The sequence below is a fragment of the Corallincola platygyrae genome, from assembly GCF_039544265.1.
GTDB lineage: Bacteria > Pseudomonadota > Gammaproteobacteria > Enterobacterales > Neiellaceae > Corallincola > Corallincola platygyrae.
The window spans coordinates 349,580-371,498 of record NZ_BAABLI010000004.1; the positions used below are offsets into that span (position 1 = coordinate 349,580).

The window sequence follows — 21,919 nt, forward strand, 5'->3', positions numbered from 1 at the left end:
CGCCTTTTTCACTGTTGTCGCGGGGATTATTTAGTCTATCAAGTCCCAACTCAGTGGCGTGCCACGCTCGATATCGGTTTTGGCACATCTTCCCAACAGCTCAGGGTAATGTTTCGGCGCCAATCCAAATCCAGGTCGGATCCGTTTGATGTTTTCAGAAGTCAGAGCTTCACCTGCAACGATATCTTTTATTGCATATACCGAGCGTCTGAAGGTCAGGTTAGCCTCTTCGACAGGCTTTCTTTCGTAGCCCGCCTTACCCAGTGCCTGCCACGCTGTTTTTGTGTCGTTACACAGTTGCGCCAACTCCGCCGGCTCCAGAGAAAAGCTCGAATCAGGTCCCACATCTTCCCGACTTAGGGTGAAGTGTTTTTCAATCACACTTGCGCCCAATGCTACTGAGGCAACAGACACCGTGGTGCCGAGTGTGTGATCTGATAAGCCGCTAATCACATCAAAGCGATTCCCAAGGTCTGGCACTGTATGCAGGTTGCTCTGATCTGCCGGGACTGGATAGCCACTGATGCAATGCAGTAAAACTATCTGATCGCAGCCGCCACTTTTTGCTGCCTGCACAGCCTCTTCAATTTCAGCCAGATTGGCCATGCCGGTGGAGATAATCATCGGCTTTCCGGTACTTGCAACACGCCGGATTAGGGGCAGGTCCACGGCTTCAAATGACGCGATTTTATAAGCGGGCGCATCCAATGATTCCAGCAGATCGACCGCAGTTTCATCGAAAGGGCTACTGAAACAGGTAATACCTAACTCTCGTGCTTTTTCAAAAATGGCCTGATGCCACTCATAAGGAGTGTGTGCTTCCTCATAGAGCTGGTAAAGGGAATAGCCGTCCCATAAGCCACCCTCAATTTTAAACTCGGGTTTATCACACTCTATGGTCATGGTGTCGGCAGTGTACGTTTGGATCTTTATCGCATCAGCGCCTGCAGCCTTGGCCGCTTCGATGTGCTGAAGGGCTCTGTTCAGATCGCCATTATGGTTGGCTGACAACTCGGCAATAATATAGGGAGGGTGGTCTGGGCCAATTTTTCGGCCGGCGATCACTATCTCTTTACTCATCTGTCTCTTTCTCTCTTTTGTACCAGCCGGGAACATTATCTATCGGCTGATATCCGGCACGCCTGAATAGTTTTTGCGATGCCACATTGTGTTCTGAAATATACGCGAGCAGGGATAAGTCAGGAAATCCCATTTCAACTAAGGTTAACGCGTTGATGGCGTAACCTTTGCCGTAATGTCCAGGCGCTGTGTATATGGATATCTCGAAGCCACTTTGAGGTGTCTCTATCGGTGCTAATCGCAGATAGCCGACGGCTTCTTGGCTCGACATCATTAGAAACAGGTATTGATGGGTGTCGGCTAATTGCTTGGACAACCAGCGTAGGTGATCATCGTATTTTGGTGCAACTTGGCTGCGGGCATACTTTCGAGTTTCGGGTGCCGATTGCCACTCAAATAGCAGGTCGGCATCAGCCATTTCTATTGCCTTAAAACAAAAGCTTTCAGGCGAGAGTGCCAGCATTTTATTTACCACCCGTGACACGCCTTTACCATCAATATAGTCAGCGCTATCTAGCCCCAGCTGCTGCAGTTGATCAACGTTCGATAGCGCAGACGATAACAGTGAGGAAAGCTCACTAGTTGAGAGCGTACGCAGATCTCCCAGATAGTTTGCTAACGATTTTTCCGACAAGCGCTCGGCGATCGCCACTTGATTATCAGCCATGGTGAACAGCAGCGTAGGAAGCCCAAGGCAGCACCTCTCCCAGCTCGTTGTTCCTGCGGCCCCAATGGCAATATCTGAGTCTGCCATTAACTGACCCATCCCTTTGCAATCAATAATCAATTCGGCGTTGCTGATATTGTCGAGAATCTGTTTTAGCTCAGCTATCGATGGATAGGCGCTGCTAATGACGATCCGCATATTGAAATCAGCCGAGAGTTTATTCTCTATCAGAGCTCTGATGAGTTGCTCAGTAAATCGATACTCATCGGCCCCTCCCATGCTGATTAGCAGCTGTGGTTTTTGAGGGAGAGGCTGTTTTCTTCGTGGCAGCACCTGCTCTCTTAGTTGCTGAAACTCCGGTCTTAAAAGAGCGTAAGAGGTTCCGAGCAGGCAGGCACAATCTTCTCTAACGTATGGCTGATATTGCCTCGGTGTCGCATTGACGTTCTGATTGAGCAACAAATCGCAATTGAGTGGGCGATCGGCGAGGTCATCAATGACCATCACCTGTTTGGCTAATACATATGCGCCCTTATGCCATGAGGATGACAACTCATAGTGATCAACCACCAGCCAATCACAATGCGCAGCCACCTTGTTGGCTCTGGCCCAATTAAAAAAGGCATCTCGCGTTAGACAAAGGTCGGTTTGCTCGCTGTCTTGCTCAGTCGTCGCGATGGTTAAAAATGCTTGATGATTCTGTGCAAGTAACGACTGGTAAGTGGCAGGGGTTGATTCCCTGATCACAAACAGTGTTTCGACTTGATATTGTTGCAGTTGTTTTGCCAGGGTCAGGCAACGATGAAAGTGACCACTTCCGATGCTGATTGACGCATCACACCGAAACAGCGCCAGCATCAAGTCAGTTCTCCCGCTTGTTGAAGCGCTTGATACATAAATTCAGCACGAGTCCAGTCTTCCTCGGTATCAATATCCTGAACCAAGTGGCGAGGAATGATAACGCCGCTACTGTGAGGCGCATAAAGCGGTAGATCTGTAAGAAACGCATCGCTGTCTCCCCAGTAGAACTGGCCTGCATCATGGTAGTGTTCTTCCAGATCTTGAGAGCGTGTCATTGTGTATTCTGGATGCGCGGGAGATACGCAACCAGCGCTATCCAACACTAGAGAGCGTTGGACGGGAAAAGGAAAACTGGTGATGGCAAACGCATACCTGGTGGCATTTTTCTGAAGTTGTAACAAGCCTGACGCTAGAAACTCTGGCTTAAGAAAAGGGTTGGTAGCGTAGATACAGCAGGCATGGTGGAAGCTTCTCCCCTGCTGACCATAGGCTTCCAGTGTTTGTTTCATAATTGCCTGTGTGCCGGTGTAGTCGTCAGCCAGTGATGTTGGCCGCATAAATGGGATTACTGCACCGCATTGCTTGGCAACCTCCGCTATTTCCGGGTCTTCGGTAGACACCATGACTTCATCAAACAGGCCACTTTCATGTGCTGCTTTGATCCCGTGGGCAAGCATAGGCAGACCCGCAAACGGGCGAATATTTTTGCGGGGAATACGTTTACTTCCGCCACGAGCAGGAATAACTGCAACGCAACTCATTTTTTATTGCCCCATGATGTCAGCAAGGGTGTCGATGACATAGTCTTGTTGTTGCTCTGTAAGCTCAGGATAAAGCGGCAAGGTAATGGCGCGACTCGCATAGGCTTCTGCGATGGGGAAATCCCCACTTTGAAATCCCATCTCCTGATAGTAGGGCTGCAGATGGATTGGCGTGTAATGAAGATTTACGCCAATGCCTCTTGATTTAAGCTCCTCAAAAATCGAGCGGTGTTCAGAGGCTTTGTTTTCAGGGAGTACCAGCATAAACAGGTGGTAGGCACTCAGCGTATCAGCAGCCACTTGCAAGTAGTTGAGCCCCAATGCCTGAAGTTTTTCCTGATAGTTTTTGGCTAGCTGATTGCGTTGCGCTATCCAGTTGTCCAGATGGCGCATCTGGCTATTACCAAGTGCGGCCTGAATATCTGTCATGCGATAGTTGAAACCCAGCATCTGCTGTTCGTAATGCCAGGCTGGGGCTTGCTTCAACTTCAGATCTTCAGGAGCTCGGGTAATACCATGACTCCGGTAGAGGCGCATCTGTTTGGCGTAACTGTCGTTATTGGTAACCGCCATGCCACCTTCTGCACTGGTGATCACCTTGACCGGATGAAAGCTGAATACAGTGATATCACTGAAACGACAGCTCCCTGTGACAGCGTCACGATAGCGACTGCCGATGGCGTGGCTGGCATCCTCGATAATCTTGATTCCCAGAGGGGAGCAGAGAGTATGAATGGCCTCCATATCACAGGGCTGACCTGCAAAGTGAACTACCACCAACACTTTCGGCAAGGAATCGTTTTTTGCCGCTGCCTCGAGTTTTTCTGCAAGCGCTTTAGGGCAGATATTGCCAGTGGATAGATCGATATCCACAAAGTCTATTTGGGCGCCGCAGTAAAGCCCGCAATTTGCGGAGGCGACAAATGAGTTGGGACTGGTCCAGAGCATGTCTCCTTGGTTCAGTCCCAGCGCCAAGCAGGCGATGTGCAGTGCCGAGGTTGCGCTATTGACGGCAACCGCATGTTTGGCACCGCAATAGTCGGCGACAGTCTCTTCGAATCGCGGAACCTGAGGGCCCTGCGTTAAGAAGTCTGATTGCAGCACTGCGACAACTGCATCAATGTCTGCCTGGTCAATAGACTGCCTGCCGTAGGGGATCATTGTATTGCCTGCTCATTCATTGCCTGGATACCTTCAATATCTAGGAAGTCGGTGTTATCACGGCTGTTATATTCAAACCCTTGCTCCACCAGCTTGGCAGTTTCACCAATGGCGTTGATGCCAAAGTTGTTGGAACGGCTGCTGAACTGAATGGAAGGTGCGATGACAAAATGGTCTTCAAACTCGAAGGTATGATAGGAATCGTCTGCAGGGCACATGACTTCATGAAGCTTTTCGCCGGGGCGAATGCCAATAATGTTGATTTTCAGCTCAGGTGCCATCGCCTTAGCAAGGTCGACGATCTTCACCGATGGGATCTTCGGAATAAAGATTTCTCCGCCACACATGCGAGCAAAGTTCTTGAGTACAAAATCGACGCCCTGTTGAAGAGTGATCCAGAATCGTGTCATTTCATCATGGGTGACTGGTAACTCTTTTGCACCGTCGTCAATCAGTTTCTGGAAGAAGGGCACCACTGAGCCACGAGACGCAACGACGTTGCCATAGCGAACTACGGCAAAACCGGTCTTGTGTCCGCCTGACATGTTGTTGGCAGCGACAAACAGTTTGTCGGAACACAGCTTAGTTGCGCCGTATAGGTTGACCGGGTTGGCGGCTTTGTCTGTCGACAGAGCAATCACTTTTTCGACGTTGTTGGCCAGGGCTGCATCGATGACGTTTTCGGCACCATTGATATTAGTTTTGATACATTCCATCGGGTTGTATTCTGCGGCTGGCACTTGTTTAAGTGCTGCAGCATGAATAACGTAATCAACACCGTTCATCGCCCGGATTAGACGTTCTTTATCTCGAACATCACCGATAAAATAGCGCATGCAAGGGGCATTGAAGACCTGTTGCATCTCATACTGCTTCAGTTCGTCTCGAGAGTAGATAATGATTTTCTTGGGGCTGTACCTTTCAAGCAGGGTCTTGACGTACTTTTTACCGAATGATCCCGTACCACCAGTGATGAGAATCGATTTACCGTCAAACATGGGAAGTCCTTACCTTATTAAAGGCGATCTATCTATTATTCTGATAAGCATTTTTGCCTTTACCAGCGCGTTTGGAGCGGAGCAACAACTCTTTGGTTTTGTCCTGTCTGCTGGTAATGGTTTGTTTAATTTGAAGTACTAATGCGTTGAGCTCGGCCAATTCTGAACGGTCCTGGCAGTTTTTTGCGTGATTATTCACTGCCGTTAACCATTGCTCAAAGCCCAAGCTAGCTAAATCCAAATCTGGCTCGGGTGGCTTATCCAGTGTCTGCTGCAGGTTTCTTCCCTGCTCGACAAGCACTGCATAATCAGACTGCTCGGCTTTACTCACTTTCCGCAGCCTTCTTTTTCGCCAGGTCATCACGGACATCTTGCGGAATACCGTCCCAACCCTCTTTGATGTTTCTCATCACACCGGTCACTGCATCCATCGCTTCCAGCTCACCGTTGACTGAAGCTTGGCCCAATTTAAAGATGCAGAAATCATAAAGATCGTAGAGATTGCGGGATATCTCTCCGCCAACCTCCATATCCAGGCTTGCCTGCAATACACTAATAAGCTCAATGGCCTTGCCGATTTTAAGCCCTTTTGCTTCATGGTCTTTTCGCTCAATCGCTCCGCGGGCGGCGGCGACATTACCCAGAATATGCGCCATGATGGCTGATACCTGTGTATGAGGGTCCGCATCCGTCAGCGAGCTCACCGTACCTTGTCGGTACTGCTGAATCGATGTTCTTGCCATGTTCGTTTACCTTCTTCTGCGTTGTTACGCATGTGTGCAGTTGCTGTTCATAGTAGCAGCGTCAAAGATCCGCACAGACGGATCTGCCTCTCATTTGTGTAAGCAAATTGAGTGCCAGCGATCTAAACTGAGACTTTGCTCCCACTCCGATGTTGCTCTATCAGGCTCTTTCAATACAATAGAAGCCGATATTAATATAAGACCTCAGTAAAAGACGGTTTCTCCAGCGTCAAGGAAATGGCGGATTTTTCCGCAATACCCAGAGGGTTAAAAGGTTCCACTTATGCAGGGATTATCTGACGTTCTCGTCATTGATGATAATAATGAGCGCCGCGCGCAGTTAGATCTTCTATTAGGCTTTATCGGTGAAAGTTGCAGGGTCACAGGCTCTGATAACCTGGCGCTCATCAACAGTGAGGATAGCTGGCGCGCCGTAATAATAGGGGACATAGCAGACGAAGAGCCTTTGGAGTTCATTCAACGTCTTGCTTCTGTCCATCCGCTCCAGCCCTATATCCTGTTGGGTGATGATGGTGGTGTAGAGCTACCAAACCTGGTGGGCTCTCTGGAAATGCCTTTTAGTTACAGCAAAATGACGGAAGTCATTCATCGCTGTCAGGATTATCATCGTAAGCGCCCCGGCGGTAAGCCACAAACCGCCAGTCAAACCAAACTATTCCGAAGCTTGGTCGGTCGAAGCGACGCTATCGCGCAAGTGCGTCAGCTCATCGAACAGGTTTCCGTTACCGATGCCAACGTGCTGGTATTGGGAGACTCAGGTACGGGTAAAGAGGTGGTGGCGCGTAATATTCATTACCTGTCTGCCCGTCGTGACGGCCCGTTTGTTCCCGTCAACTGTGGTGCTATTCCAGCCGAGCTGCTGGAAAGTGAATTATTCGGTCATGAGAAGGGCGCTTTTACTGGCGCAATTACCAGCCGCAAAGGTCGCTTCGAATTGGCTCAGGGCGGCACACTGTTTCTTGATGAAATCGGTGATATGCCGCTGAACATGCAGGTTAAATTGCTACGCGTATTGCAGGAGCGTGTATTTGAACGTGTTGGCAGCGCTAAGTTGGTAACCGCCGATGTACGCATCGTCGCAGCGACGCATCGCAATCTCGAAGGCATGATCAGCGATGGCGGCTTCCGTGAAGATCTATACTACCGTCTGAATGTTTTCCCTATCGAGATGCCCGCACTTTGTGAACGTCAGGACGATATTCCTCTGTTGCTGCAGGAATTGGTATCTCGACTGGAAGCAGAACATAGTGCTGCTATCCGATTTACTGATAAGGCGATTGACTCTTTGATGTTGCACCCATGGTCGGGTAACGTCCGAGAATTATCTAACTTGGTTGAACGTTTGGTTATTCTCTACCCGAACGGCGTGGTTGACGTAAATGATCTGCCGCCTAAGTATCGTCATATTGAAGTAGAAGAGTACGAGCCGGTTTACTCTGAAGAAGTGTTGGAGCGTGAATCTCTTAATGCCTTGTTCAGAGAGGATGCTGAGCCTCTGATCGGTGAAGCTCAGGTGCCTCATGAGCTACCTGAAGAGGGGATCAACCTAAAAGAGATGCTCTCTGATATTGAAACTGACTACATTCAGCAGGCCTTGGTAAGACAAGACTGGGTGGTTGCGCGTGCTGCTGAACAGCTCGGTATGCGCCGCACCACGCTGGTAGAGAAAATGCGTAAGTACAGCATTGCTCGCGACGACGAGTAGCCAGTAAGTAAAAAGTTAATAGTAACGACTTAAAAAAGCGTACCTTTACAGGGTGCGCTTTTTGCGTTTTATAGGCGTCATATTCTCGTCAGACCTAATGACCTCCCCTTTTTATTTATCGCCTAAACCTTCTTAAGTTCATTTAAAACAGTCTCTTATCTTTTATGGCATGAATTTCGCTGATACGGGGTATCGTGTCAATGGGAGCGACAATGAGATGACACCAAGTACTCTTACAACACCCGCAGAGGTATCAGCGACAGCATCGGCTTTGCTCGGTGGTGATATGGCTGAACAGTTGGCTAGCGGCAAAGCTCAGCCAAAAGAGCAGGGTGTGACTAACAATGCCAGCCGCATGCGTCACCTGATGGAGATCCTGCCTGCAGGACTCGTCGTGATTGATGGTGATGGTATTGTTAGGGAAGCGAACCCCATTGCTATCGAGATGTTAGGTGAACCACTGATTGGTGAGTTGTGGCGAAACATTATTGCCCGAGCATTTGCCCCTCAGGCCGATGACGGTCACGAAGTATCTCTAACCAATGGCCGCCGCGTTAAGCTGGCGACAACCGCGCTTTCGCCTGAGCCTGGTCAGTTAATCCTGCTGACAGATTTGACCGAAACCCGTCAGTTGCAGGAAAGATTCAGTCATATGCAGCGGCTGTCTGCGCTAGGCAAAATGGTTGCGTCACTAGCGCACCAGGTAAGAACGCCGCTGTCTGCTGCCATGCTGTATGCCGCTAATCTGGGTAACAACACACTCAGCGGCGAGAATCGGCAAGCATTCCACCAGAAACTCCTGTCCCGCCTGCAGGATCTTGAGCAGCAGGTTAATGACATGCTGCTATTTGCACGCAGTGATAGTCAGTTGGCGGCTTCGCCACTCTCGATGCAGGCGCTTCTTACTGATGTTCAGTCCCGAGTCGACGCCATGGTGACAAAAAGCCGCGGCAAACTGACTTTGGTTCTGCCTGAACCAGACGTTGAAGTGCTGGGCAATGCGCCGAGTTTAGCCAGCGCCATGAGTAACCTGGTACACAACAGCCTGCAGGCATCAGCCACTCAGATAGAGATTGCAGCGAAAACAGAAGCTGAACGAGTGATGATCACTATTACCGACAACGGCAAGGGGATCCCTGAACCGATGCTCAGAAAAGTGATGGAGCCTTTCTATACCAGCCGCAGCCAGGGAACTGGTTTAGGACTTGCGGTTGTGCAGGCCGTTGCCACTGCGCACAAGGGCAAGATGCTGCTTAGCTCAGAAGAGGGCAAAGGGACCCGGGTAACCCTGGTTCTGCCCATTCGTAATGAACACCAAAACCATGCAGATGTGCCGTTAAAGCAGGTTTGGGGAGGATAAGATGGCCGAGACTAAAGTACTGGTAGTTGAAGATGACGCCGGCTTGAGAGAAGCCTTGGTCGATACGCTGATGATTTCGGGTTACCAAGTGACCGAAGTTGATTCAGGTGAAGCCGCCTTGCTTCAACTCTCCAAAGAGAAGTTTGATATTGTCGTCAGTGATGTACAAATGCCGGGTATGAGTGGATTACAGCTACTCAGGTCTATCCGCAGCAAATTACCGCAATTGCCAGTACTGATGATGACAGCTTATGCCACGGTGGATGCCGCTGTGACGGCGATGCGCGAAGGTGCCAACGATTATCTGGCAAAACCTTTTGCCCCTGAAGTGCTTTTAAACCTGGTCAGCCGCTATGCACCGACGGAAGGTAAAGAGCGCTATTCCCCCGTGGTCGGAGACCCGGCCAGTGAGCAGCTATTAGCTTTGGCAGCCAAGGTCGCGGCCTCAGAAGCGAATGTGATGGTGCTTGGTCCCAGCGGTTCAGGTAAAGAAGTGCTGGCGCGCTATATTCATGACAACTCGCCTCGGGCAGACGGCCCCTTTATTGCCATTAACTGTGCTGCCATCCCTGAAAATATGCTCGAAGCAACACTGTTTGGTTATGAGAAGGGCGCATTTACCGGCGCATTACAAGCGTGCCCTGGCAAGTTCGAACAGGCGCAGAACGGAACCATTTTACTTGACGAGATCACCGAAATGGATCTGGGTCTGCAGGCTAAATTACTGAGGGTCCTGCAGGAACGTGAAGTGGAGCGGTTAGGTAGTCGCAAGACCATCAGTTTGAATGTGCGCGTTTTGGCAACCAGTAACCGCGAGTTAAAACAAACCGTTACTGAGGGCAAGTTCAGGGAAGACCTTTACTATCGATTGAATGTATTTCCGCTTACCTGGAAGCCGCTGAACCAGCGCCCGGGAGATATCATTCCATTAGCTGAACATCTACTGGCGCGGCATAGTCAGCTTTCTGGCACCGCTGTACCTGAGCTGACAGCAGCAGCGAAACACCGGTTGCAGATGCATGCCTGGCCGGGGAATGTCAGGGAGTTGGATAACGTCATTCAGCGTGCCTTAATCCTTCAGTGCGAAGGGCGAGTGGATGCGACCGATCTGATTATTGAAGATGAGATGCAGATGCCTGTAACTGAGCCATTAGTGTCGACCCACGTTGAAGAAACAACCGCAGCAGATGACGGTGATGGTTTAGGCGGTGAGCTTAAAATGCAAGAGAATCAAATTATTCTGCAAACACTGGCGTCCTGTCAGGGGCGTCGGAAAGATGTCGCTGAGAAGCTGGGGATCAGCCCTCGCACCCTAAGATACAAGCTGGCGAGAATGCGTGAAATGGGCATCGAAGTGCCAGCGTAACAAGTTCTTAGCATATTTGATGGCGGGCAATTTGCCCGCTTTTCAATTGGTTAACAAAACAAACTCCATTATTTCTCTTCTACTTTCTTGCCAATGTAAATAACTTGGCAAGCTCTTTGCAGTTTATGTTCCCAAGAGCGAAAAATTGACGCGAAATGCGTTGGGAGCATTCAGATGCAAGTTAAAGCACACGACCTATACAGCGAAATGCAGGCGATGATGCGCCAGGCCCAGGGAACCGAAATGCGTCCCGATGCCGTGGCTACTAATAACGCTGGAGATAAGTTCGGTGGTTTACTCAAAAACGCAATCGACGGCGTCAATGATCTGCAGTCACAGACTGGACAGTTGAGAACAGCCTTCGAAATGGGTGATCGCAGTGTCAGTCTGGGCGATGTAATGATTGCTTCGCAGAAATCGAGTGTTGCTTTTCAAGCTACGGTCCAGGTTCGGAACAAGCTTGTAGAGGCCTACAAAGAGATTATGAACATGCCGGTTTAACCCGCTGTTCATTGGTACGGAGATTAGATTGTGGCTGAAGCAACCCCGAATACAGAATTGATGGTCCCTCAAGATGGGGCGGATACAGGAACGCAGGCGGATACCGAAGAGAAGAAGTCGTCGGTGCTTTCGCATTTAGGCAGTGTTGATGTCTTGCGACAAATAACCATTATCTTGGCGCTCGCCATCAGCTTGGCGATTGGTGTGTTTGTATTGATCTGGGCGCAAGACCCGGAGATGCGTCCTCTGCCAAGGATGGAAAGTGATGAATTGCTGCAGACACTGGATTTCTTCGACCAGAACCAGATCAACTATCGCCTTGACCGTGACACCATTTTCATTCCCGCTACCGAATACCAAGACATTAAGTTGAAGTTGGCCCGTGCTGGCCTGGGTGCTGAACCTGCCAATGGTACGGACATCCTGATGCAGGATATGGGTTTTGGTGTAAGCCAACGCCTGGAGCGTGAACGTCTCAAGCACAGTCGTGAACAGCAACTGGCTCGCACCATTGAAGATCTCCGCAATGTTAAGCGTGCTCGCGTGTTGCTCGCTATCCCTCAGCAGTCTGTATTCGCGCGTCGTGAAAAGAGCCCCAGTGCCACGGTGGTTGTGACTGTGGGCCGTGGCTCAACCTTGAGTCGCGAAGAAGTCGATTCAATCGTTGATATCGTTTCCTCTGCGGTCAACGGCATGGAGCCAACACGAGTGACCGTGACTGATGCCAGTGGTCGCCTGCTTAACTCGGGTTCACAGGATGCGTTGTCTGCCAGGTCTCGTAAAGAGTTTGATCTGGAGCGCCAGCGTGAATCTGAATACCTGAACAAAATCGACTCGATCCTAATTCCCGTTGTGGGCTTAGGTAATTACACCGCTCAGGTAGATGTCACCATGGACTTTACCTCCGTAGAGCAGACTCAGCGTCGATTCAATCCCGACCTGCCTGCGCTGCGCAGTGAAATGACCATCGAAGAAAACTCTGTAGGCAGTGCCATCGGTGGTATCCCAGGTGCGCTTACCAATCAACCACCTGCGCAGGCAGATATTCCTGAAGTTGCTGGTGGTGGCGCTGCTGGTGGTGGCGGGACCCCAGGTCGTAGCCATCGTGAAGCAACGCGTAACTACGAGCTGGATACGACTTTGAGTCATACCCGTCAGCAGGTAGGTGTGGTGCGCCGAGTGAGTGTATCTGTTGCTGTTAACTATAAAAACGTACCAAACGCAGAAACTGAGGGTACCGACCTTGTGCCTCGTTCTCAGCAGGAGCTGTCAAACCTCCGTCGCTTATTGCAAGGTGGTCTGGGCTTCAATGTACAGCGCGGTGACACGCTGGAAGTAGTCACTATTCCGTTCGTTAAAGAGGATGAACTGGCTGACATCTCTGTGCCTATCTACGAACAACCTATGTTCTGGACTGGTATGCGCATGATCACCGGTATTCTGAGTGTGCTTATCCTGGTACTGCTGGTAGTGCGTCCAATGCTGCGTAAGCTGACAGCGAAAGAGGATGATACAGCAGATGAAGATAGAGCATTGCTCGACGGCGCTGTTGCCCGCGGTATCGAAGGTGGATTGCTTGCCGCTGAAAGTGAACTAGATAGTGAAGTGAACGAAGAGCTGATTGGTAGTATTGTTGGCGGCAAAGTACAGTTGCCGGACCTGCATAAAGAGGAAGATGTACTCAAAGCAGTTCGTGCGCTGGTGGCCAATGAGCCTGACCTGTCGGTACAGGTTGTTAAAGGCTGGCTAGAAGCTGAAGCAAACAAGAAGTAATCCTGGTTAAGGAATAGAAAATGGCTGAAGAAAAGAAAAAAGACGAAGCTGCCGAGAATAACAACCAGGAGTTTGATGTCGGTGAGATCAGCGGATTCGACAAAGTTGCGATATTGCTGCTCAGCCTGACAGAGGAAGATGCCGCGCAGATCTTGCGTCACCTGGAGCCAAAGCAGGTACAGAAGGTGGGTATGGCCATGGCGGGCATGCAGGACTTTTCTCAGGCCAAGATCAGCGCTGTTCATAACCTGTTTCTTGACGATATCCAGAAGTATTCAAGTATTGGTCTGGACAGTGAAGAGTTCGTGCGGAATGCCTTAACGCAAGCTCTGGGTGAAGACAAAGCTGGCAACCTGATTGACCAGATCATCATGGGCGGTGGCGCTAAAGGTTTGGATTCACTGAAGTGGATGGATGCACGTCAGGTCGCCAATATTATTCTCAACGAACACCCGCAGATCCAAACTATCGTGCTCTCTTATCTGGAGCCTGAGCAGTCCGCCGAAATTCTGGCGCAGTTCTCAGAGAAGGTACGTTTGGATCTGACAATGCGTATCGCCAATCTCGAAGAAGTACAGCCTGCCGCTTTGCAAGAGCTTAACGAGATCATGGAGAAACAGTTCGCTGGTCAGTCCGGTGCACAGGCAGCCAAGATGGGCGGCTTGAAGGCTGCCGCAAACATCTTGAACTACCTGGATACCAATGTTGAAGGCCAGTTGATGGATTCTATTCGTGAAAACGACGAAGAGATGGCACAACAGATCCAAGACCTGATGTTCGTATTCGAGAATTTGGTTGACGTGGATGACCGTGGTATCCAAGCACTGCTTAGAGAAGTGCCACAAGAGCAACTGCTTAAAGCGATTAAAGGTGCTGATGACACCCTGCGTAACAAGGTCTACGACAACATGTCTAAACGTGCTGCAGAAATGCTTAAAGATGATCTCGAAGCGATGGGACCTGTGCGTATCAGTGAGGTTGAAGCAGCACAGAAAGAGATTCTCTCTATCGCTCGTCGTCTGGCGGATGCCGGAGAGATTATGTTGGGCGGTGCCGGCGGTGGCGAAGAGTTCCTTTAACTCATCAGCGGCATACCAGTAGCGTGATAGATAAGCGAGTGCAGCAGCCCAATGGCAAATAAGAACGAAAACGAAATAGACTCCTGGCAATTGCCTGATGTGGGTGAAGAGATCGATTTTGACTCGATACCTACCAATGCCATGGGGCTCCGACCTGGTGAGCGTCATGAGATCGAGGTGGAAGAGGAAGAGGAGATCCCTGTTCTTACCGCCGAGGAGTTGGAGTTAATCCGCAAAGCTGCATACGACGAAGGACTATTGCAGGGCCATGAAGAAGGGCACGCAAAAGGTTTTGAAGAGGGTAAAAAAGAAGGTTTTGAGCAGGGGCATAAAGAGGGATTGGTAAAAGGCCAGGCGGAAGGTGAAGCTGCGGGGGCTGCGTTAGTCCAGGAGCGAGCAGAAGCCTGGTCAGCACTGGCACGTCAATTTGAGCAACCGTTGATGCATGTGGATGGGGAAGTTGAGCGCAGCTTGGTTGGATTGGTAGTCGAATTAGCCCAAGAAGTTATTCGTTGTGAAATTGCCACTAATGAAGAGGTGATACTTAAAGTGCTGAGAGAGGCCACGAATGCGCTTCCGCTCAGTGCGAGAAAACTCTCTATCAGTTTAAATCCTGACGATTTGGCACTGGTTGAACGTCACTACAGTGAAGAGATGCTGAGCGAGCGTGGCTGGCAGTTAAGCGCAGAGCCGTCCATGAACCGAGGTGACTGCCAGATTTCTTCAGAACAATCCTATGTCAGTGTTTCACTCAAAGAGCGAGTGAAGACACTGATGGAGCGTTTCTTACATCAAAGTGTACCTGCGCTGGAGCCGGATACGACACCTTTGCCCGCGCAGGGCACAGCCCCAGTCACTGAATCGCCAGTCTCTGAATCGGCAGTCACTGAAGCTGTGGCCGGAGTAGAGCAGGCTGAAGGGCTAATAGAACAACTCGAACAAACGAACTCACCTGAACCACTGCAAGAAAGTGCTAAACCGTCAGGAGAAGATGATGCATCGCCTGAGAAATAGCGCCGCGCTGGTGTCCCAGCTTCATCACTATCGTAAAGCGATCAGTGCACCGCGCCCTGTTGTTTCAGGCATGTTAACCCGCGTTGTTGGCCTCACATTTGAGGCCGTTGGCTGTCGCGCACCTATTGGCAGCCGCTGCAAAGTGGAAACCCTCGAAGGGGAAATTGAAGCTGAGGTAGTTGGCTTCAGCGGTGAAATTCTCTATTTGATGCCAAGTGGTGAAGTCAAAGGGGTTGTTCCCGGCGCAAAGGTCACTCCCACTTCCAGTGAATACGGTATTCCGGTGGGTATGGAGTTGTTGGGACGCGTTGTTGACGGTAATGGTCACCCTATCGATGGACGCGGCCCCTTGGTTACCAATGACCGCGCATCTTTAAAAGCTGAGCCTATCAATCCGATGATCCGCCGCCCCATTCAGCGCCCCTTAGATGTTGGCGTTACCGCCATCAACAGCGCCCTGACCATCGGCGAAGGCCAGCGGATGGGGCTCTTTGCAGGCTCTGGCGTGGGTAAAAGTGTACTTCTGGGCATGATGACCAGGGGAACAACGGCCGATGTGATTGTGGTGGGCTTGATTGGTGAGCGTGGCCGAGAAGTAAAAGAGTTTATCGATGAGATCCTGGGCGAAGAGGGAAGACAGCGTGCGGTTGTGGTAGCAGCCCCTGCTGATGCCTCTCCTCTGATGCGGCTTAAAGGCTGCGAAACCGCGGTCACTATTGCAGAGTACTTCCGAGATCAGGGGTTAAACGTACTCTTGCTGATGGATTCTCTCACCCGATTTGCACAGGCTCAGCGAGAGATTGCCCTTGCAGTAGGCGAGCCTCCGGCGACCAAAGGGTATCCGCCTTCGGTATTTGCCAAATTGCCGCAACTGGTTGAGCGTGCCGGTAATGGGGGCGATGGACAGGGCTCAATTACTGCCTTCTACACTGTTCTGGTTGAAGGGGACGACTTGCAAGACCCCATTGCTGATTCCGCGCGAGCCATTCTCGATGGGCATATTGTCTTATCCAGAGAGTTGGCGGATGAAGGTCATTACCCGGCCATTGATATCGAAAAATCGATCAGTCGTGTTATGCCCATGGTTACCAGCGATGAGCATCAATTATTGGCTCGCCGCCTCAAACAGATTTACGCCACTTATCAGCGCAACCGCGATCTTATCTCCATTGGTGCTTATGCCCGAGGGAGTGATCCTGAAGTAGATTTGTCCATTCAGATGCTGCCAGTGATTAACAACTTCCTGCAACAGGGTATGAAAGATGTGAAATCTTATGACGCCTGTCTGGGAGCGTTGCAGCAGGTACTGATGCAGAGTGTTCAGCAAAGTCAGCAGAATATGGCCCCTGGCGCTGTCCCGCAACAAGGTATGCCGCAGTAGAGGAATAACCAATGGCAAAGCTGGCTCAATTACAACTGGTCGCCAAGATGGCTGAAGAAAAAGAGCAACAGGCGGCACGTCAGTTGAAACAAGCATCTGAGCGGGTCATGGCGGAAGAGCAGCAAGAAACCATGCTTCAGCAGTATCGCTTGGATTATCTCAGACAATTGAGACAAAAAGGCAGTGACGGTTTAGGCAGCGCGGTTTACTTCCAGTTCCAGCAGTTTTTAGACCGACTGGATGGCGTGCTGATCGGTCAGCAGACCAAAATTACAGAGGCGAAGGCCGCACAGCAGCAACGTCGTTATCACTGGGACCAGGCGAGAAAACAAAGAAATGCCATCGATCTATTGATCGAGAAACAGAAGAAAGCACAGCAGGTAAAAGCAGATAAATTGGAGCAAAAGCTGGCAGATGAATTCTCTACCCAGCAACTTGTTCGCCGTTTGATGACAGAGGAACAGAACTAATTTGGTGGACTGGAACGGATATTGCTTTGTCTGTTGGTAATAAGAATATTCAGCTGAAAAGCGGCAAATCTTGCCGGTTTTGAGAGGTAAGCATGGCATCAATGCAAATGGCCGCAGGCCTAAGTGAACAGGATGCGGGCCTGTTTGATGGATTGTTTGGCGCTTCGGTCAACGGAGACGGCGAGTCAGATCTGTTTGCAGAAATGTTAGATGAGACGTTAGCGGCATTTCAGCAGGCGCTGGCGGAAGGCGAAGTCGAGCAGGGCGATTGGCTCAACAGTCTGCAACAGAAATTTGGTGAAGATGAGCTTGATGGACTGCTGACTCAACTGGGGTTGAAGCTGGAAGATGGTCATCTGACAGCGCAGGTGCCTGATGAAGCAACCCTGCACTCCGACAAAGAAAATCAGCGGGCAGAAGCAACTTTAGATGTTCCTGATCAGAACCCCATTCCATCCGCAGGCGATGAGTCACTGGATACTCCAGATAACCTGTTGAATTTTTTGACCTGGGCGGAGAGTGCGCTTAACCGACGCGTAGCGGACCAAGAACAGTCCAAAGCTGGTAAGGGTGTGTCGGGTGATACCTCCACTGAGCCGCTAGTCGACGGGGAAGTATTGGACGCAGCCAATGTTGATAATGACATTGAGAGTATTTCTGCCGGAGTCGAACTGGAGTCCGCACTGTCCGTTGATGGCAATAAGAGCAGCGAAGAGTTACAACGAGCCAATGTCGCTGTTAGTGAGCAAGGCAAAGATCAAGCAAATAGGCCTAACGAACAGACAGTTGCTGCATCAGTGCAACAGCCACAAACACAAACCGTTTCAGGTAGGGGCGCTGAGCTCAGACCAGATCTTGTTGCGGCTCCTCAACCATCAACCAGCGATACGCCGGTAGACGCCGAAGTAGAGTCTGCTATCGAGTTAATTCGACGCGCTGCTAACAACCAAGCCACTTCGCCATCGGCATGGAGCGGCAAATCAGGTCAGCCTATGGCCAATGGCATTGCTGGCACGGCGACTGCGAGCGACTTAAAAGCTGAGGCCGATGCTAAACAGCAGGGACTATTTGACGCGCTGGCGGGAGACGCTGAAGGCGGTGAGCCAGAACCGGAAGCAGAGGTGTCTGTATCCCGGCTGGCGAATGCGGTGGCACAGCAACTAGGCAGTCGGAATGGCGAAGGCCCCGTGCCGCAAGCAAACCTGACCTCTGCATTTGAAAGGGCCGAGTTGGCATCCCAAGGGGTAATTTCGCAATCTCAAACAGCAACGGGTACCGCAACTCAAACACCACAGGTGCAGCAAGCAAGAGCTGATCTTCAAACCATGTTGCAGCAGGCCGTCGATATACGCCAACAAGAGGTGGCTGCCAACCAGCTTCGTGAACGAATGATGCTGATGGTGAACGGTCGCATGGATAGAGCCGAGATCCGCTTGGATCCACCTGAACTTGGTTCGATGATGGTTCGTGTGCAAGTGCAGCAGGACCAGGCACAAGTGCAGATTGTGACTCAGAACCAGCAAGCGAAAGAGATGCTGGAGCAATCCTTGCCTAGACTGAGAGAGATGTTGCAACAGCAAGGCGTTGCTTTGGGAGATACTCAGGTGTCACATCGCGAGTCTCAGGGCGAGCAGGGGCAGGCCCATGAACATGATCCTGCACTTGCCTTTGAGCATGCGCAGGAAGATATGCTGGAAGCTGAGATAGATATCCCTGTGATCCAGCGCCAGATTGCGCCGGGAAGAGTGGATTACTTCGCCTGATCCCATAGGAGCAAGCTGAAAAATGTGGTAGCTTGCGGCTTAATTTAGTGACTAATTTTTAGCTTAAAAAACGTACAGTTATGGCAGAAGATCTCGAATTAGAGTTAGACGACGGCGAAGGCAAAAAAAAGCCGATGATGCTCATTATCATCATTGCGGTCGTAGTGTTGGTCGGTGGTGGCGCGGCTGCCTTTTTCCTGTTGTCTGGTGATGACTCCGCACCAGCTGAGGCTGCTGTTGAAGGTGACTCTGCAGCGGCTGCACCCGCAGCGCCTGCAGGAGATGCTCAAACGGGCAATGCACTCTATGTAGCAATGCCAAGGCCGTTTGTGTTTAACGTGCCGGGTAGCGGCCGGGACCGACTGGTACAGATTAAGGTGCAACTGCTGGTGAGAGGCGGTAATAACGAGTCATTGGCTAAGAAACATATTCCGATGATTGAAGGCACCCTGTTGAAAACCTTCTCCGGCGCAAATGCCGACGAATTGGCAACGCTGGAAGGTAAAGAGCGTCTGCGCGAGCAAGCTTTAAATGATGTGAAGTCTGCTCTGCAAGGATTGGAAGGCACTGAAGTGGTGGAACAGGTTCTGTTCACCGGCTTCGTGATGCAGTGAGCGTACTCCGATGGCGGTAAGCGATCTTTTATCACAGGACGAAATCGACGCGCTATTACACGGTGTTGATGAGGTCGAAGAGGAAGAGGTCAGTGACGGTGGCGATGGTGCCGCCCAATATGACTTCTCTTCTCAGGACCGAATTGTCCGGGGGCGGATGCCGACCCTGGAGATCGTTAATGAACGTTTCGCTCGTCATATGCGCATCAGCCTGTTCAACATGATGCGCCGCACGGCAGAAGTGTCGATCAATGGCGTTCAAATGATTAAGTTCGGTGAGTACGTACATACCCTGTTTGTACCTACATCACTGAACATGGTTCGATTCCGCCCGCTGAAAGGCACGGGATTGATAACCATGGAAGCTCGTCTGGTTTTCATTCTGGTAGACAACTTCTTTGGTGGCGATGGCCGTTATCACGCCAAGATTGAGGGGCGAGAGTTTACCCCGACTGAGCGCCGCATTATTCAGATGCTGCTTAAAATCATCTTCGAGGATTACAAAGAAGCATGGGCTCCGGTGATGGACTCTGAATTCGAGTACTTGGATTCGGAAGTGAACCCGGCCATGGCTAACATTGTGAGTCCGACAGAAGTGATTGTTGTGAGCTCCTTCCATATCGAATTGGATGGTGGTGGTGGTGATTTCCATATTGCACTGCCTTATTCGATGCTTGAGCCTATTCGTGAACTGCTCGATGCCGGTGTTCAAAGTGACAAAGAAGACACCGATATGCGCTGGTCCAAAGCGCTACGTGACGAGATTATGGATGTGCCTGTAGAGATACATGCCACCCTGCTGGAACATACTCTGTCGTTGCAGGAGATCATGAATATGAAAGAGGGGGATGTGATCCCGGTCGAGATGCCGGAACACGCCACCGTTTATGTTGAGGAACTGCCCACTTATCGTGCCAAACTGGGACGCTCCCGCGACAATCTTGCATTGAAAATTGCTGAAAAAATTAAGCGTCCTGAGTCAGTTAAATCTGACTTAGAGATGGTGACGCGCCAAGGGGTGCGGATCGACTCAGACGCAGAACTTGAAGAACTCGAACGTACCATAGGGGAAGCCTGATGAGTAACGATAACGAAGATATCCCTGACGATTGGGCAGCTGCGTTTGCAGAACAAGAGGCTGCTGAAGCGGGTTTAGTTGAAGAGCCTGCAGAGACTTCGACCGAAGTGGCTGAATTTGAAGAGTTGGCCGAAGATGAATCGCCACTGTCCGCTGAAGAGCGACGCAAGTTAGATACGATCCTGGATATTCCGGTCACCATTTCAATGGAAGTAGGCCGAAGCCAGATCAGTATCCGCAACCTGCTGCAATTGAATCAGGGCTCGGTGGTTGAGCTCGACCGTGTGGCGGGTGAGCCACTTGATGTTTTGGTTAACGGCACCTTGATCGCCCATGGCGAGGTGGTTGTGGTAAACGACAAGTTTGGTATTCGTCTGACAGATGTTATCAGCCAAACGGAAAGGATTAAGAAACTCAAGTGAGTGCATTCAGCTTACTGACGACTTCAGCATCGACTGCCGTACAGACCAGTGCTGGCAGCGGTGCGGCCAGCTCACAAATTCTCTCCCTGCTGTTTTCTCTGATCACCGTCCTTATCATTATTTTTCTGCTCGCCTGGGTGCTTAAGCGGTTTAATATCGGTGTGGGACAAAGTCGGGGCGCCATGAAGGTTCTCGCGACACTGGCCATGGGCCGAAACGAGCGCATCGTGTTGGTTGAACTCGGAGATAAACAGCTTTTACTTGGCGTTACCGGCCAAAACATCAATTTACTGCATACGTTTGACGAGCCTATTGTGGTTGAGGAAAGCGGCAGTGGAAGCAATCCATCGGCACTGTTTCAACAGAAGCTGATGAGCTTTATGAACAAAACGGAAAAGTGATGACACGGATATTGCTGATTCTCGTGATGGCTTGCTTGGCGCCTTCTGTATGGGCGGCAGATCCTATTGGTGGAAGCCTGCCTGCGGTGACGGTCACAACAGCCCCTGATGGCTCCCAGAGCTACTCGGTAACCCTCCAAATCCTTGCCTTGATGACAATGCTGTCGTTCCTGCCAGCCATTGTCATTATGATGACTTCGTTTACCCGAATTACCGTGGTATTAGCGATCCTGCGGCAAGCAATGGGATTGCAGCAAACACCTTCAAACCAGGTGATTGTCGGTATTTCACTGTTTCTCTCGTTCTTTATTATGGCGCCAGTGCTCAACAAGGTTTATGACGATGCGGTTGCGCCCTATATGAATGAGCAGCTTGAAGCGCAACAGGCATTTGCCCTGGCAAAACAGCCGTTTCGAGAGTTCATGATGTCTCAGACCCGAATTAAGGATCTGGAGACATTTGTTGAGATCGCAGGCTTGCAGGATGAAGTAACCGCGCCGGAAGAGGTACCGATGACGGTACTGATCCCAGCGTTTATTACCAGTGAGCTGAAAACCGCATTTCAGATCGGGTTTATGCTGTTCATTCCATTTCTGATTATTGACTTGGTTGTGGCCAGTGTACTGATGGCAATGGGTATGATGATGTTGTCACCTATGATTGTGTCATTGCCGTTTAAATTGATGTTGTTTGTGTTGGTTGATGGTTGGAACCTGGTCATGGGTACCCTGGCAACCAGCTTTGGACTATAGGGGGACAT

Annotated in this window: 22 protein-coding genes; 15 read left to right on the top strand and 7 right to left on the bottom strand. The window is 50.5% G+C overall.

Features of this window, described 5'->3' with window-relative positions:
* Nucleotides 1-30: 30 nt before the first annotated feature.
* Genes pseI through fliS form a run of 7 tightly spaced genes read right to left on the bottom strand, consistent with a single transcriptional unit; the run spans nt 31 to nt 6,211 of the window.
* Nucleotides 31-1,080: a pseudaminic acid synthase gene (pseI, locus tag ABEA14_RS02200; protein WP_345338179.1), complete on the bottom strand. Its 1,050-nt coding sequence runs from the start codon at nt 1,078-1,080 to the stop codon at nt 31-33.
* Nucleotides 1,073-2,605 carry a UDP-2,4-diacetamido-2,4,6-trideoxy-beta-L-altropyranose hydrolase gene (gene pseG / locus ABEA14_RS02205; RefSeq protein ID WP_345338180.1) on the bottom strand — a complete coding sequence of 511 codons (1,533 nt, stop codon included), beginning with the start codon at nt 2,603-2,605 and terminating at the stop codon, nt 1,073-1,075. Before pseG ends, pseI begins: the two co-directional genes overlap by 8 nt.
* Nucleotides 2,605-3,309, bottom strand: a complete 705-nt coding sequence (gene pseF / locus ABEA14_RS02210; RefSeq protein ID WP_345338181.1) for a pseudaminic acid cytidylyltransferase — start codon at nt 3,307-3,309, stop codon at nt 2,605-2,607. Before pseF ends, pseG begins: the two co-directional genes overlap by 1 nt.
* Before the next feature lie 3 nt (nt 3,310-3,312).
* On the bottom strand, nt 3,313-4,470 hold the full coding sequence (pseC, locus tag ABEA14_RS02215) for a UDP-4-amino-4,6-dideoxy-N-acetyl-beta-L-altrosamine transaminase (protein ID WP_345338182.1): 1,158 nt from the start codon (nt 4,468-4,470) through the stop codon (nt 3,313-3,315).
* Nucleotides 4,467-5,468 (bottom strand): UDP-N-acetylglucosamine 4,6-dehydratase (inverting), encoded by a 1,002-nt coding sequence (gene pseB / locus ABEA14_RS02220; protein WP_345338184.1) that lies wholly within the window; start codon nt 5,466-5,468, stop codon nt 4,467-4,469. Before pseB ends, pseC begins: the two co-directional genes overlap by 4 nt.
* A gap of 28 nt (nt 5,469-5,496) precedes the next feature.
* Complete coding sequence (locus ABEA14_RS02225; protein ID WP_345338185.1) at nt 5,497-5,799, bottom strand: hypothetical protein; 303 nt, start codon at nt 5,797-5,799, stop codon at nt 5,497-5,499.
* Nucleotides 5,792-6,211, bottom strand: a complete 420-nt coding sequence (gene fliS / locus ABEA14_RS02230) for a flagellar export chaperone FliS (protein ID WP_345338186.1) — start codon at nt 6,209-6,211, stop codon at nt 5,792-5,794. The genes ABEA14_RS02225 and fliS overlap by 8 nt, the downstream gene beginning before the upstream one ends.
* Before the next feature lie 283 nt (nt 6,212-6,494).
* Between fliS and ABEA14_RS02235 the strand changes: the two genes are divergently transcribed.
* From ABEA14_RS02235 to fliP, 15 genes are all read left to right on the top strand, one after another.
* A complete protein-coding gene (locus ABEA14_RS02235) occupies nt 6,495-7,937 on the top strand; it encodes a sigma-54 dependent transcriptional regulator (protein WP_345338187.1) in 1,443 nt (480 codons plus the stop codon).
* A gap of 217 nt (nt 7,938-8,154) precedes the next feature.
* On the top strand, nt 8,155-9,297 hold the full coding sequence (locus ABEA14_RS02240; RefSeq protein WP_345338188.1) for a sensor histidine kinase: 1,143 nt from the start codon (nt 8,155-8,157) through the stop codon (nt 9,295-9,297).
* Between the two features lies 1 nt (nt 9,298).
* On the top strand, nt 9,299-10,663 hold the full coding sequence (locus ABEA14_RS02245; protein ID WP_345338189.1) for a sigma-54-dependent transcriptional regulator: 1,365 nt from the start codon (nt 9,299-9,301) through the stop codon (nt 10,661-10,663).
* A gap of 174 nt (nt 10,664-10,837) precedes the next feature.
* Nucleotides 10,838-11,164: a flagellar hook-basal body complex protein FliE gene (fliE, locus tag ABEA14_RS02250; protein WP_345338190.1), complete on the top strand. Its 327-nt coding sequence runs from the start codon at nt 10,838-10,840 to the stop codon at nt 11,162-11,164.
* A gap of 30 nt (nt 11,165-11,194) precedes the next feature.
* The gene (gene fliF / locus ABEA14_RS02255) at nt 11,195-12,937 is read left to right on the top strand and encodes a flagellar basal-body MS-ring/collar protein FliF (RefSeq protein WP_377776169.1); all 1,743 of its coding nucleotides are present in this window, start codon (nt 11,195-11,197) and stop codon (nt 12,935-12,937) included.
* 20 nt (nt 12,938-12,957) lie between these two features.
* Entirely contained in the window at nt 12,958-14,016 is a 1,059-nt protein-coding gene (fliG, locus tag ABEA14_RS02260; RefSeq protein WP_345338191.1) for a flagellar motor switch protein FliG, read from the top strand.
* Between the two features lie 51 nt (nt 14,017-14,067).
* The gene (gene fliH / locus ABEA14_RS02265) at nt 14,068-15,030 is read left to right on the top strand and encodes a flagellar assembly protein FliH (RefSeq protein ID WP_345338192.1); all 963 of its coding nucleotides are present in this window, start codon (nt 14,068-14,070) and stop codon (nt 15,028-15,030) included.
* Nucleotides 15,008-16,411 (top strand): flagellar protein export ATPase FliI, encoded by a 1,404-nt coding sequence (gene fliI, locus ABEA14_RS02270; RefSeq protein ID WP_377776168.1) that lies wholly within the window; start codon nt 15,008-15,010, stop codon nt 16,409-16,411. The genes fliH and fliI overlap by 23 nt, the downstream gene beginning before the upstream one ends.
* 11 nt (nt 16,412-16,422) lie before the next feature.
* Nucleotides 16,423-16,881, top strand: coding sequence for a flagellar export protein FliJ (gene fliJ, locus ABEA14_RS02275; protein ID WP_345338193.1), 459 nt, complete (start codon nt 16,423-16,425; stop codon nt 16,879-16,881).
* 92 nt (nt 16,882-16,973) lie between these two features.
* A complete protein-coding gene (locus ABEA14_RS02280; RefSeq protein ID WP_345338194.1) occupies nt 16,974-18,644 on the top strand; it encodes a flagellar hook-length control protein FliK in 1,671 nt (556 codons plus the stop codon).
* 80 nt (nt 18,645-18,724) lie between these two features.
* Nucleotides 18,725-19,258 carry a flagellar basal body-associated protein FliL gene (fliL, locus tag ABEA14_RS02285; protein WP_345338195.1) on the top strand — a complete coding sequence of 178 codons (534 nt, stop codon included), beginning with the start codon at nt 18,725-18,727 and terminating at the stop codon, nt 19,256-19,258.
* Nucleotides 19,259-19,268: 10 nt separating this feature from the next.
* Nucleotides 19,269-20,336: a flagellar motor switch protein FliM gene (gene fliM, locus ABEA14_RS02290; protein ID WP_345338196.1), complete on the top strand. Its 1,068-nt coding sequence runs from the start codon at nt 19,269-19,271 to the stop codon at nt 20,334-20,336.
* Entirely contained in the window at nt 20,336-20,758 is a 423-nt protein-coding gene (gene fliN, locus ABEA14_RS02295) for a flagellar motor switch protein FliN (RefSeq protein ID WP_345338197.1), read from the top strand. The genes fliM and fliN overlap by 1 nt, the downstream gene beginning before the upstream one ends.
* Entirely contained in the window at nt 20,755-21,159 is a 405-nt protein-coding gene (gene fliO, locus ABEA14_RS02300) for a flagellar biosynthetic protein FliO (RefSeq protein ID WP_345338198.1), read from the top strand. Before fliN ends, fliO begins: the two co-directional genes overlap by 4 nt.
* A complete protein-coding gene (gene fliP / locus ABEA14_RS02305; RefSeq protein ID WP_345338199.1) occupies nt 21,156-21,911 on the top strand; it encodes a flagellar type III secretion system pore protein FliP in 756 nt (251 codons plus the stop codon). The genes fliO and fliP overlap by 4 nt, the downstream gene beginning before the upstream one ends.
* Nucleotides 21,912-21,919 lie beyond the last annotated feature (8 nt).